Annotated in this window: 11 protein-coding genes; 1 reads left to right on the forward strand and 10 read right to left on the reverse strand. The window is 62.7% G+C overall.

The genetic code is table 11. The annotated features are described in order from the left end of the window. Positions 1-33 precede the first annotated feature (33 nt). From HPY64_10060 to HPY64_10085, 6 genes are all read right to left on the reverse strand, one after another. On the reverse strand, positions 34-474 hold the full coding sequence (locus HPY64_10060; GenBank protein NPV67476.1) for a hypothetical protein: 441 nt from the start codon (positions 472-474) through the stop codon (positions 34-36). A gap of 33 nt (positions 475-507) precedes the next feature. After that, the gene (locus tag HPY64_10065) at positions 508-1479 is read right to left on the reverse strand and encodes a hydroxyacid dehydrogenase (GenBank protein ID NPV67477.1); all 972 of its coding nucleotides are present in this window, start codon (positions 1477-1479) and stop codon (positions 508-510) included. Between the two features lie 142 nt (positions 1480-1621). Then, the gene (locus HPY64_10070) at positions 1622-2032 is read right to left on the reverse strand and encodes an FHA domain-containing protein (GenBank protein ID NPV67478.1); all 411 of its coding nucleotides are present in this window, start codon (positions 2030-2032) and stop codon (positions 1622-1624) included. Between the two features lie 165 nt (positions 2033-2197). Continuing rightward, positions 2198-3973 (reverse strand): GTP-binding protein, encoded by a 1776-nt coding sequence (locus tag HPY64_10075; protein ID NPV67479.1) that lies wholly within the window; start codon positions 3971-3973, stop codon positions 2198-2200. A 65-nt stretch (positions 3974-4038) separates the two neighbouring features. Then, on the reverse strand, positions 4039-5880 hold the full coding sequence (locus HPY64_10080; GenBank protein NPV67480.1) for a hypothetical protein: 1842 nt from the start codon (positions 5878-5880) through the stop codon (positions 4039-4041). A 72-nt stretch (positions 5881-5952) separates the two neighbouring features. Continuing rightward, positions 5953-6231 carry a 4Fe-4S binding protein gene (locus tag HPY64_10085; GenBank protein NPV67481.1) on the reverse strand — a complete coding sequence of 93 codons (279 nt, stop codon included), beginning with the start codon at positions 6229-6231 and terminating at the stop codon, positions 5953-5955. Between the two features lie 215 nt (positions 6232-6446). Here HPY64_10085 and HPY64_10090 point away from each other — a divergent pair, with 215 nt between their 5' ends. Next, positions 6447-7598, forward strand: a complete 1152-nt coding sequence (locus HPY64_10090; GenBank protein NPV67482.1) for a phosphofructokinase — start codon at positions 6447-6449, stop codon at positions 7596-7598. Between the two features lie 68 nt (positions 7599-7666). Here HPY64_10090 and HPY64_10095 read toward each other — a convergent pair whose 3' ends face one another. The 4 genes from HPY64_10095 to HPY64_10110 form a co-directional block, all read right to left on the reverse strand. Further along, positions 7667-9229 carry a glycosyltransferase gene (locus HPY64_10095; GenBank protein ID NPV67483.1) on the reverse strand — a complete coding sequence of 521 codons (1563 nt, stop codon included), beginning with the start codon at positions 9227-9229 and terminating at the stop codon, positions 7667-7669. 142 nt (positions 9230-9371) lie between these two features. Further along, complete coding sequence (locus HPY64_10100) at positions 9372-10544, reverse strand: hypothetical protein (GenBank protein NPV67484.1); 1173 nt, start codon at positions 10542-10544, stop codon at positions 9372-9374. 97 nt (positions 10545-10641) lie between these two features. Continuing rightward, complete coding sequence (locus tag HPY64_10105; protein ID NPV67485.1) at positions 10642-11832, reverse strand: D-alanine--D-alanine ligase; 1191 nt, start codon at positions 11830-11832, stop codon at positions 10642-10644. Positions 11833-11909: 77 nt separating this feature from the next. After that, positions 11910-13529 (reverse strand): UDP-N-acetylmuramoyl-tripeptide--D-alanyl-D-alanine ligase, encoded by a 1620-nt coding sequence (locus tag HPY64_10110; protein ID NPV67486.1) that lies wholly within the window; start codon positions 13527-13529, stop codon positions 11910-11912. Position 13530 lies beyond the last annotated feature (1 nt).

The following is a 13530-nucleotide window of genomic DNA, read 5'->3' on the forward strand; positions in this document are numbered from 1 at the left end:
GCGCGGGCAAAGCGACCGGGCGCTTACCAGCCGCTAGGACAACTCCGTGTCGTCAAAGTAGGCGTCCATCTCATCGTCGTAGTCGTCAAGCCCGCGGCGGAAGCGACGGCGCGCTGATGCTGCCCGTCCTTTTCCGGGTACAGGGTCATCAAACCCTTCATCGGCAGCGCGGGCATACCGGCTGGCGGGCACAACGTTCGCATCCGGGATGAACGCCGAAGGATCCCCGCTCAGGCGGGCGTCAAACTCCTGATCCAGTTGTGTCCGAATCTGATCCGCCCTGGTGCGCAGCGGGCGCCTGACGGCCCGGCGCGGCACTGGCGCTTCGTCTTCAGTCTCAAGCTGGCCGACCAGACGGGCCACCAGACCGGAGCGCACGATTACAAAGCCGATGCCGCCAGCGAAGATAAGCAGACCACAGGCCAGCGCGCAGAGCAGGGTGATCGTCGGGCTAGCTTGTTGCAGGGAATCCATCGGTCGCGTCCCCGGTGTCGGGCTTGTCCGCGCCTAACCGCCAGTGGTTGGCGCAGGCAACACGTCAACATTGACGACGTTGCGAAAGTCGCCGTACAACAACCCGTCACGAATCTGCTCTGCCGCCTGAACCGCCACAGCAATCTGGGCTTCGTGAGTGCTGGCCCCCAGGTGGGGCGTATGGATGACACCGGACAACCCGATCAGCGGATAATCCGCCGCCGGAGGCTCTTGCGGGTATACATCGAGCGCCACCCCGGCCACCTTGCCCGCGCGAATCGCCGCCGCCAGCGCCTCCGCATCGATCAGCACCCCGCGGGCCGTGTTGATGATCCGCACGCCGTCTTTCATCCGGGCGATGCTTCCGGCGTTAATCATCTGGCGCGTACTTTCATTGGCCGGAGCATGCAGCGAAATGACATCGCTCTGCGCCAGCAGTTCCTCCAGGGTGACAGAAAGAGTGCCTTCCTGCTCCTCGCCGATCTGCAGGCGGGGATCGTACGCCAGCACCCGCATGTCAAAAGCCACCGCACGCCGGGCGACCGCCCGCCCGATCCGTCCCAGACCGATGATGCCCAGCGTCTTACCCTTCAATTCAGTCCCCATCAGGCCGCGTTCCCAGCGCCCTTCCAGCAAAGCCTGGTGCCCCTGCGGGATGTGCCGGACCAGCGCCAGCAGCAGACCGAAGGTGTGTTCCGCCGCAGCAATAGTATTGCCCCCGGGAGTATTCATCACCGGGATACCCCGCGCCGTCGCCGCCGCCAGGTCGACGTTATCCACCCCGGCGCCAGCGCGGGCGATAGCCTTGAGGCGCGGCGCAGCAGCCAGAAATTCAGCGTCCACCCGCGTAGCGCTGCGGATAATCAACGCATCTGCGTCAGCCGCCGCGGCCAGCGCCTCGGCGCGGGAAAGCGAACCCGCCGTCAGATGAAAGCCATCAACCGCCTGCAAAACCTCAAGGCCCTCACGGCTGAGTTTATCCGGAATAAGGACATGAAATGACATACCTAGCTCCATGAAGCCAAGCCCGCGCGATCCCTAGCCGCGCAGAAGTTTACCACCTGCCCAATAAACAACAAGCAGTTGGGATAAGCAGGAGGGTACACCGGAAAGGAAGCAGGGTGCAACCAGCGTCGCGGGTCAGGGGTCAGGAAAGTTTGATGCGCGCTTCCAATCCGCCAAAACGGACAACATCATCCGTATACAGCAGATGGCGGTGTTGTGGTTCCAGCCGGCGACCGTTGAGAAAGGTTCCGTTGGTGCTGGCCAGATCGATCAGATACGCGGAATGCCCTTCCACCTTGACCATAGCATGTTTGCGGGAAACGCCCCGCTCGCTGCCGTTGACGGCGGTCAGGTCAAGCGTGGCGACATTCGGCGCAGTGCCAAAGATGCTACGTCCGATCAGGATTTCGTCCCCGTTCTGTACGGGGAAATCATAGGTAACGTTGTCCACCTCAAAGGTGATCGTCCTCAACCGGTCGGTGGTCTGCTTGCGCTCCCGTTCAGGGATCAACCCGCCGCTGACTTTAAGGCGCCGAGTTTCCTCGGGAACCATCAACATCTGCCCGCACACATGGCAGATCAATTCCCCTTCCCGGTTGACCGCCCCACAGTGCCCGCAGATCATTTCACTTACCCGTCCAAACGCGATCCTTAAACCAGTGTAAACCGCAACGGTAGGCCTGTCCAGCAAAATTTATTCTGATTTCAGAACCGCGCTTCAAACGGTTGGCGCTTCTTCCGGCGCTTCGGGGATCGCGTCCAGCTCCTGCTGCAACCCGGCCACCTGTCCGGCCAGTTCCTCCAGAACAGCCAGATCGCGTTGCGTGTTTTCCGCCAGAACTGCAAAGTGGCTGAGCACTGGCTCCAGAATCTGCCGTCCGTACTGCAGCAAACGGTTACGCTCGCGGTCGGTCAGTTCGGCCATCGCCCGGCGGTAACCCCTTTCCAGCAGATCAAGCTGGTTGGTGAAATCCGCCTTCACATCGCGGCGCAGCCGCCGCCAGTAGTACACAGCAAAAGCCCCACCGCCGATAGCTACCGGGATGCCGATCACCGCGCCCAGCAGGGCGAAGGCATGTACGGTCAGCGCCCCCGGCGTAGCGATGCCCAGCGCCGCCGCCAGCGCCCCCAGCACGCTCAGCCCGGCGCTGGAGCTAAAGCCGGTCAGGTTCGCCTGAAATCGTTCCTGCATGACAGCCAGCATCTCGGCGTTGGAGTAAGCGCCCATCTCCGCATCAGCAATGGCAATGGCCTCCTGCAGGGCGATCCGCTGCTCGGTATAAACGCTGCCATCCACGCCGTGAACCTGCGCCTGAACCAGGTCCTGTAACTGGCTCAGCCGGGCGATAATACCCTGCCAGTAACGACGGTTGCTGTCAACCTGAGCGTTGACATAGTCACTGGCAAGGTCAGCGATCTGATCCAGCGAGCGCCCGATCACCTCCTCCACAAACTCCTGCTGCATGGCCGCGGCATCCGGCGCCCGACCTCTGATCCGTACCTTGAAGTGCCGGTCTACAAAGCTCATTCCGCGCTGGCGGACCCCCTCGAAGATGCGCGCCAGTTCATCCGTGCTGGTGCGCAGACGGGAGTCCATGCTCTGGGCATAGGTCTCCAGTTCCTGCTGAATCCGGTCGGTCTGCTCGCGGTTACGTCCGACCAGCGCCAGCCGGTCGCGCAGGGCCTGCTGGCCATCCGCAATGCTGCGCGCCGCGAATTCCAGTTGCGTGCGCAGTTTCTGCCGGGCTGGCGAGACCTGGGCAAAGGTCGCCCGCAAGTGTGCCCGCACCGCCTCCAGCCCGCTATCCGTCTGCCCCTCCAGCGCGCGCCGCGCCGAGACCATGAAGATTAACGGCTTGAGGTTCAGGCGCTGTTCGATCTGTGCCTGCACAAAGCGGCGTACATCCGCCTGCTCCCGCGGAGCGAGCAGGTCGATCTGATTCACGACCACGACCAGCTTCTTCCCGTAATTGCGCAGCAATTCCATGTACAGCCGGTCGGTCTCAGCAAAGGCATGCTTGGCCGAGAGCACGAAGATCACCAGATCGCTGCGATGCAGAAAACCGCGGGCGGTCTGCTCATGCCGGACGAAGACTGAGCCGGTACCCGGCGTATCGACCAGCACGATCCCCGGCCCGCCGACATTCGGATGTTCCCAGACACGCACACCATCCGGGCGCACCTCTGGCCGGCGGGTCACCGTCTCGGCGTACCGGATCAACTCGATGACCTCGGTGGTCGGCGTGATCCCGGTCGGCAACAGGTCATCCTGCAACAATGCGTTGATAAACGACGATTTGCCGGAGTTGAATTCGCCGACGACGACTACCATAAAGAACAGATCGCGCAGATCATCCGCCACATCGCGCAGACGCCGACGGGCCTCCTCACCATCGGGCAGGACACGTGCCAGCGCATCACCAATCTCATGCAACAGTCGAATCTCGCGCTCGCGGAGCGCCGCCAGCGGGCCATCCAGCTTCAGATCATTCACCACCATTCACACTCCACCGCAATCCGTTCGTCCCCCCCGGCAACCAGCATAAACATCCCCTCCGCTCAGGCCGGGCGCTCCCAGACGCCGCCAATCTCCCCGGCAATAGCGGAGAGTTCGCCTTCCAACCGGCGCAGGTCTGCCGCCAGTTCGCTCTGGCGGGTAACCTGGGCATCGATCAACCGGGTGAAGGGCGCGGTGACATCCTGACGCAATTTGACGCCCTGGGCAATCTGCTCCTCAGCCGCTTCCCGCAAGGTCGCCTGATACTGCCGGGACAGATCGACCATCCGCTCACTGAAGCGCCGGGCAAGTTGATGGCCGCGGAAGGACATCAGGGCCACGCCCAGGAACATCAGCGCCAGCGCCCCCATGACCAGCAACAAAGGTGTCAGCACATCCGACCAGTCGACAGACAGCGTCCCCAGCAGAATCAAGGCCACAACAATCGCCAGTTCCCAGCCCGCCAGGAGCACCAGCGCATTGCGCACGGCCCGATCCAGTTGCTCCGGCTCGACATGGCGGGCGCTGGCTGCGATCTCTTCCAGCTGCCCCCGCACCCGGCGGAGCGGCTCGCGATCGTAAGCAGCCGGCGCGCGCACTTCGCCGATCACCCGCGAACGCAGAACATCCGGCAGGTCGGCCAGCGCCCTGTTGGTGTACACCACCAGATCGTCGATGTCCTGCATATCGCGCCCCTCCAGGCGCGGCCCCAGTTCTTCGACCAGTCCCGGCAGGTCATCCAGCGGGGCCAGCACTTCGCGCGCCGCAAAGGCCGCTTCTGCATGGCTGCGCGCGCCCAGCCGCCGCGCCAGCCCGCCCAGCCCGATCAATTCGCCCAGCCCGGCGGTCACCTGCGCCAGAGCGCGAGTTGGCTGGAATAGCTCACGGATGGCATCCTCGCCCCGCTGAGCGGACTCGGCGAAGATTGCCGCCACGTCGTCAAGCACCCCATCGACGAGGCGGCGCTGTTGCCCCCGCCCGGCTTCGATCTGCGCGTCGATGTTCTCCTGCACGCTGCGGTAGCGATCGAGTGCCCGCTGCTGAACCTGCACCTGTTGCTCGGCTTCGGTCAGCACATGCCGGGCGATCTGAAGCGGCGTCTGGAGCTTCTGCCGGAGCCGCTCCCGATCATCCAACGCCCTCGTCAGGAAGTCTTCCAGCGCGGCCATGCCGCTGGCTCGCCAGCCGGCAACATCCGGCGGTTGCGCCTGGCGGCTTGCCAGGCCCTGCCGGGCCGACAGCAGGAACACCTGCGGCTCCCCACCAAGGTGAAGCGCACACTGGTCATGCACAAACGTCTGCACCGTCCGGCGCTGCTCTTCTTCCAGCAGGTCAATCTGGTTGACCAGCACCAGCACATTCTTGCCATAACGCTTGAGGGCCGTGAGGTATTCCAGATTGCCAGCGGTGAGCACGCGGGTGGCCAGCATCACCATCACCACCCAGTCGCTGCGATGCAGGAAGGAATCAGTGCGGGCGCTGTGCTGGGCAAAAACCGATTCCAGGCCGGGGGTATCGACCAGGCTGATAGTCTTGAGCAGATCTGCCGGGTAGAACACGGTCTCAATCCCGTCCTGGCTGGTGATACGTTCCAGGCTGGCCCCATGCCGCAGGATGGTGACATGATCGGTAGTGGGCACCGGCCCGGTGGGCAACACTTCAGCGCCCAGCAGGGCGTTGACGATCGTCGATTTCCCTGCCCCAAAAGGCCCGATCAGCGTCAGCAGAAACGGATGATCGGTGTGGAAGACCGCGTCACGCGCCTGATCGATCACCACTGACGATAGACCATCAACGCGAGGCAGGGTATCCAGCAACCGCAGCAAGACCTCATTCTCGCGGCGGCGCAGACTATCATAGGCCAGCAGAATGTCCGGCGTTGCGGCGAACAACCGGGAGATCACGGTTCAGCACTCCAATCCAGACGGCGCAAAGCTCAGCATACCGCGTTTGAGACCGGGCGACAATAAGCGGTATCAGGCATCTGAGCGGCGCCCGCCGTACCCCGGCCCCAGTCGAAAGTAGTCGTAGTTGGCCTGGATATCGGCTTTCAAGAAATCGGGGACGCTCGCCTCTGGCCAGATGGCATTATAGGGACAGGCAGTCACACAGGCGCCGCAATCGATGCAGGTCTCCGGGTCGATGTAGTAGTACGGCCACTGCTCAGGCGGCTGACCGGGAACGATGCAATCTACCGGACATACCCGGACACAACCGCCAGAGCGATTGCACAGGCCGGTGATCACATGGGTCATGACTCCTCCCTGACGTCCTGCTCCGCCGCCGGTTGCCGTTAGGCTTGCCTGATGCCTTCGCCAGTCCAACACTCACAAACTGCCCAGCAGGAGATCACAATTTCAGTGTGAGTTTGAGCAGCTTTGTGGTAACATCTTTCCGGTGTTTTCCAGTGCAAAGCCAACTGTCACAGGCCACCACAATCCAGGTGTGGATGCAATAAGGAGAACCGTCTATGCGTATCGCCGTACTGACCGGCGGGGGTGATGTGCCGGGACTCAACCCCGCCATCAAAGCCATTGTAAACCGTGCTATTGACAACGGCTACGAAGTCCTCGGCATCCGGCGGGGCTGGGCCGGCCTGCTGGAATATAACCTCGAGGATGACCGCGAAAACTGGCGCTGCGTCATCCCGCTCGACCGCCAGGCCGTGCGCCGCGTGGACCGCACCGGTGGCACCTTCCTGCATACTTCCCGGACCAACCCCGCCCGCGTCAAGCCCAACGCCATCCCGGAATTCCTGCGGGAAGAAGGCAAGGTGTACGAAGGCCCCCAGGACTTCACGCCACATGTACTGAAGGTGATTGAGGCGCTGGGGATTGACTGCCTGATCCCGATCGGCGGCGATGACACGCTGAGCTATGGCGAGCGGCTGCACAACGAAGGCGTGCGCGTGATCGCCATCCCCAAGACGATGGATAACGACGTCTATGGGACCGACTATTGCATTGGCTTCTCCACTGCCGTGACCCGCAGCGTGCAATTCATCCACAACCTGCGCACCGCCGCCGGTTCGCACGAACGGATCGCCATTGTCGAGTTGTTTGGCCGCAATTCCGGCGAAACCTCGCTGATCTCTGCCTACCTGGCCGGCGTCGACCGCGCCCTGATCTCCGAAGTACCCTTCAATATCGAGCGTGTCGCCGAACTGATCCTCAAAGACAAGCGCGACAACCCCAGCAATTACGCCATGCTGACCATCTCTGAGGGCGCGCACCAGCAGGGTGGCATCCCTGTTGAATACGGCGAGGAAGACGCCTACGGCCACCGTAAGCTCGGCGGCATTGGCGAGATCGTCGGCGAGGAAATCAAGGCTCTGACCGGCGAAAACATCCTCTACCAGAAGATCGGCTATCTAATGCGCTCCGGCGCCCCGGATTCGCTTGATCTGATGGTCGCAGCCAACTATGCCCAGATGGCCATGGGGCTGGTGGAACGCGGCGAATCGGGCCGTCTGGTTTGCCTGCAGCGCGGGGTCTACAGTGACATCCCGATCTCGACTCTCTCACAGGGCACCAAGCGGGTCAACGTACCGGAACTGTACGACATTGAGGAATACCGTCCCAAGATCCGGCACGTCTTCGGCATGCCGATGTTCCTGACCTAAACTGCCGCAACTGCTTCACCTGCCTGGTCAATCACACGCCGGGGCGCTCCTCAGCGCCCCGGCTTTGCTCAGACCTTCTTGGTCACTCTGAACTGGATCGGCATACCCAGCAGCAACAGCGTCTGCGCCTGGATGGTCGGGATGGCCAGCACTACCAGCGTCAACAGGGGTAACAGCGGGAAGCTCAGGAGCGTTGCCAGGACATCCCGCAACGTCCAGGGACGTGGGCGCGGCGGGCGTTGAAGAATATCCAGGATCATCACCACCGCGCCCAGAATCGAGACAATGGCCAGTGAAATCTGCAGCAGCAGAAAGAACGGCGTATTCCATTCAGCGAAGAAAAGCTCCGGGTACAGCACAAAGACCAGTTGCGGCCCCACTGTCATGATCACCCAGCCCGCCCCGGCCAGGATAATGTCGTGGGCGACGCGGAAGAACAGCCGCAACCCTGTCCACAGGGGAATCTCCGGATACTCGATGATCCGGGCCAGCGTATAGCCGACCTCTTTTGATCCCCAGGCGTGGCGCACTGACTGCTGGTAGCGGTTCTTGAGGCTCTCCCATAGAGTTTCGCCCGCGGTTGCTTCTCCGGAAAATGGCAGGAAGACCCGCTCCAGCCTGACCAGTCCTTCCCGCTGAAAGAAGGCTTTAATGAACATATGCCATTCGTCGGCGATGACATCGCCATCCCAGTACCCGACCCCATCCAGCAGGCGCAGGCTGAGCGAGTAGGACGACATCGGCAACGGAATCCAGCCCGGTGCGGAAAGGTAGGCCAGCTCCCAGGCGGAAGAATACGCGTGCACCAGCGCGATCGACGCGCTGATGTTCCAGATGTTGTTATGGTAGCGGATCGGCGCCTGCCAGAAGCGCAGATGACGCTGGGGATTCAGCGCAAACAGCGTGGTCAGGCAGGCAAAGTGCCGGGGATGCCAGATGGTATCGGCGTCCATCGTCGTGACCAGAATATGATCGATGTTGTAGCCTTCCTCGTCTACCAGGCGGCGTTTGATCCAGCGTGCTGCCCAGGCTTCGTTGGCCGATTTGCACTGCATCTCGCCGGGCAGCCCCTTGGGGTGAATCGTGTAATAGACATTGGCAAAGCGGGAACGATACTGCTCCTGCAGCGCCCTGGCCTTGCTGGCCGCCTCTGGGTCTGCTCCTTCCATCGCCAGGACAACCGTCATACGGGTCGTGGCATCTTCCTGGAGGGACAGAGCATCGAGGGTCCGGCATAACACCTTCAGCGGCTCTTTGTAGTTGGGGATGATCACCACATGGTGAACAAGCTCGCGGGGGATGCTGCCCGGCCCGGCCCGACGCTGGTATTCCGCCACCCAGTCGATCTGCTCCCACCGGTGGATACGCCGCAGCCCGATCACATTGGCCGCTGCCCCGACCACAAAGCGCAATGCCGTATAGAAGCCAAGCACCGCTGCCAGGCCCACCACCACCCGCGGGCGGAGGACTGCCCCGGCTACCGTCAGCAACAGGGCCAGCCAGGCCAGAAAACCGGGAATGCCATCCAGCACCTGCTCCGGGATGGCCGGAGGCGGTGAACCAGTCCAGATGGAACGCCCCACGCCAAACTGGACGCTATTTCGCCGGGTACCACTCGAACGATATGGCATGACTGCCGCCTATCCTGCCCTGCAGCGGGCGCGCGAACAGCAATACCGCTGGCCGCTGTATTCGCGCCCCGGAAACGTACCACCGTCAAACAAGGCGGCGATTATAGCAGAAGACTTGCAACATCGGGCAACGGCCCTGTCGCTATTCCCGCGACTCCAGCAGCAGTGTCAACGCATACGCGCCGCTGGTCATCCCCTGTGTTTCCTGGAAACGAGTCGCCAGGATGATATATTCGCCGGATGCCGGAAGCCGGAAGCCGCTGATCTGCGCGTTAGTCGTTGTCGGGTCAGCCGGACTGGGCGCGTCATCGTTGGCGGCCAGCTCGTGCCCGGCCACATCCATCAGCCGCAGGTATGGATCCAGGCTATCAGCCGGATTCAGGCGGGTCAGGCTGATCCTGACAACATCGCCCTGTTGCCCGCTGAAAGTATAGGCGACGACGGGTGAGCTATTGTTGATTGCGCCGACAACGGTTTGCGCGTAGGCGATCCGCTGCGGCCCTGCCGACGTCGGCGTTGCGCCAATCGGCATCTCAATGCGCCTGAGTGTTAACAGGAACTCCCCGCTGGTTGTCCCGGCGCCGCGCTGGAAGCGCGTGGCGACAATGGTGTACACCCCGCTCGCCGGCAGCCGGAGCTGTTCGATTCGCGAATCAGAAGGCACCGGTCCCGGCGCGTCATCATTCATCGCTAGTTCATGGCCAGCAGAATCTAGCAGCACCAGGATGGTATCCAGGTCGCCGCTTTGCCGCTCCAGCCGGATTGTGATGACATCCCCCCGCCCCCCTGTAAACGTAAAGATACGCTCCGGCTGCACATCGGAGATGATACCGGTCATCACATCCCCATAGGCGATCGCCTGCGGGCCGATCAGGGTTGGTATGGCCGTCGGCAGCGGCATCGGGGTGGCTGTGGGCGATGCCGTCCAGGTGGGCGATGGTGTATCCGTCGGCGTGACCGCCTGCGTGGGCGGTTCGGTCGGCAGCGGTATGGCAGTTAGAGCAGGAGGTATGGTTGGCAGCGGCAACGGCGTATTGGTCGGGACAGGGGGCATGGTTGGCAACGGCGATGGTGTACTGGCTGGCGGGACAGGGGATAACGGCGGGCGTGTGGGCGGCAGGGTCGGCTCCAGGGTAGCGGTCTCAGCTGGCACAACCGTCGCCAGCAGCGTTGGAGAAGGCCCCGCCGTCACCGGGACTCGCGTTGGCAGCATTGCACCGCTGCGCAGCGCCGGCGCGTTGACCAGCGTGCAGCCTGCCAACAGGCAGACTGCCCCTCCGTAGATAAGCGCCATGCGCCCCGGCAGCCCTTTCATCTCGTCCCTCACCTTTTCATGCCGTGCGACGATCCAGGCTACCCTGATTGTATAGTAAGCTGGCAAGCGGCGGCGAGTCGCCGCACACCACAGCGCCCTAGCTCTTGATCCCTTTGACGCCCTTCAGCCCCCTGGCAGCGGCATGAGCCACCAGCCCGGTCTTGTAGTTGTAGCGAGTCTGGCGCTTCTGCGCATGCGCCTCAAAGGCCAGCCGGATCAGTTCATCAACCAGGTTGCGCGGCGAAAGCCCCTCCGCTTCCCACAGGTAAAAGGCCAGCGAGCCAGGCATAGTATTGATCTCGTTGACGACTACCTGCCCGTCCTTTTCCCGCACCAGGAAGTCGACACGCGCGGTTCCCCGTCCGCTGATCGCTTTGAACGCCGCCACTGCTGTCTGCTGAATGTGGCGGGTCAATTCCTCGCTGATTGGCGCGGGAATCCTGCGCTCGGCGCCCTTCATCCCGCCGCCTTCCCGCATGTACTTCTCTTCGTAGGTCAGGAACTCTTCCCAGGTAATCGGTTGCTCACACACCGACGGGCGCACCTCATCGTCATTGCCCAGCACTGCGCAGTTGACTTCCATCGCGCCTTCCAGCGCCGGCTCGATCAGGATGCGCTGGTCAAAGTTAGCTGCCACATCGATGTAGTTGCCCAGTGCCTCGCGGTCGGTCACACGGGCAATGCCGATGCTGGAGCCAAGCGTCGCCGGTTTGACAAACACCGGATAGGCGAAGCGCCCTTCCAGGCGATCGAGAACAGCCTCCCGCGCCCGGACCCACTCCGAACGGCGCACTACCTCCCATGGCAGCACGGCGATCCCGTGTGCGGAAAGCACAGTCTTGGTCATCGCCTTGTCAATGGCGATGGCTGAGGCCAGCACACCGCAGCCAACATAAGGCAGGTCTACCAGCTCAATCAGGCCCTGCAGGGTACCGTCTTCCCCGTGTGAGCCATGCACCACCGGGAAGAGGACATCCAGTTTGCGCAGCGTATTGCGGCCTACCAGCCCGGAGATCGGCGGGATGATCAGGCCCTTGAAATCCGTGCTGCAGCTCAGCACGGCTTCCTTAATACCCAGCATCTCAGCCACGCGGTCGCCTTCAAAGCTGCTGATATCGCGCAGCGGATCGCCGACCAGCCAGCCGCCTTCCCGCGTGATGTAGACCGGCACAACGCTATACCGATCGGGGTCCAGCGCCCGCATGACCTGCTGCGCCGTCACGATCGACACATCGTGTTCTACCGACCGGCTGCCAAAGATCACCCCAACCGTCAATTTCGTGGTCATGGTCAAGCTCCTGTGGCCAAACGCTCTTCGGCTCAGGCGGCGTCAGCATTGCCAGCCAACCCGGCTGTCAGTGCGCCTTAGAGATAAGTATCTGGCAAATCGTTCAAGAACAGGACGGCATCGCCCGGTCGGGCCTGCTCGCGCAACCAGGCCACCGCCCCGGCATGGGTTTCAAAGACATGCAGGCGCGAGCGATCGAATGTCGTTGCCAGAACCCCTTCATAGATCGGACGTGTCTGCTCCACACCCACTAGCAGAATATCCGTCGCCACACTCGCAGCCGCTTCCCCCAGGCGGCGGTTCTCTTCCTCCTGGCGCTCTCCCAGCTCCACCATACCCGGCGTGATCAGGATGCGCCGCCCCTCCTGATGCAGCCCCAGGACGTGTAGAGCGCTCCGTGCGCCGACCGGGTTGGCGCTGTAGGCATCATCCAGCACAATCAGCCCGCCGGGTTGCACCCGGCGCTGCAGGCGATGCTCAAACGCTTCCAGACCGGCCACCCGCAGGGCGATCTCCCCCAGCGGCAGGCCAAGTTGTCGCGCCGCCGCCGTCGCCAGCAACAGGTTAGTCACATTGTGGATGCCATAGAGCGGCGCGTGAAAATGGCGCGATTCCCCGCTGGCCGTCTCAACCACATCGAAACTCAGGCCATCGAGCGTCTCTTTGACATTGCGGGCCACCAGAGCGGCGTCAGCTGCCCCTTCCTGGCTAACCAGCACAGTGCGACCAACCTGCGCCCATTCAGCCATCTGGCGCACGCGGGGATCGTCGCCGTTGAGAATCGCCACGCCGTCAGGGGGCAGCGCGGCTACGATTTCATACTTGGCCCTGGCAATCGCCTCCAGGGAACCGAAGCGCTCCAGATGCTGCGGCCCCACCGCCGTCACGATGCTGATCCGGGGGCGCGCCAGGCGGCAAATCTCGGCAATCTCGCCCTCAACGTAAGCGCCCATCTCAACGATGAAGTAATCCAGCGCAGTTTCCTGCTGCAGCACGGTGTTAATCGCCAGGGAGACGCCCATCAACGTGTTATAGCTGCGGGGCGTAGCGACCGCCCGATAACGTCCGTTGAGAATGTGAGCCAGATAATGCTTGGTACTGGTCTTGCCGTAGCTGCCGGTGATACCGATCACCGTTGGCTCCAGCCGGCGCAGCACCCGCCGCGCCCGCGCCAGGTACAGCCGCCGCAGGGCAGCTTCTACCGGTGCCGCCAGCCAGTTACCGGGGATCAGGGCCAGGGGCGCCAGCAGGAACAGGATCACGCCAGCCAGCGCCGCCAGCAGGTAGCCGGACAGGGGCAGCGCTGGCACCGCCCAGACGGCGGCCAGCCGCTGCAGCAGGATCGTCGCCCCACCAAAGATGAGCGCTGACGCGATCAGCAGACGCAATGCCCGTGGCGTCCGGACAAACCGCTTCTTGATTTCCTTCTCGCGGGCAGGCCAGATGGCGGCCAGCGCCGCCAGGCCGAAGATCGCCAGCGCGAGGATATCCGTTGCCTGTTCCAGCAGGAAGAACCCAAGTATCAGCGCCACTGACCAGGCCAGCAGCGGACGCTGCCATCCCCAACGCTGGGGCATCCGCAGCAGCCAGCGGAAGTAACGGCGGTTCTGATACTCCTCAATTTGAAAGAAGCGGGCAAAGTGGTAGATACGAACCAGCCCGCCCAAAAACCACAGGATGGCTACCAGTGCAGACATG

The sequence above is a fragment of the Anaerolineae bacterium genome (genome assembly GCA_013178165.1).
Lineage (GTDB): Bacteria > Chloroflexota > Anaerolineae > Aggregatilineales > Ch27 > Ch27.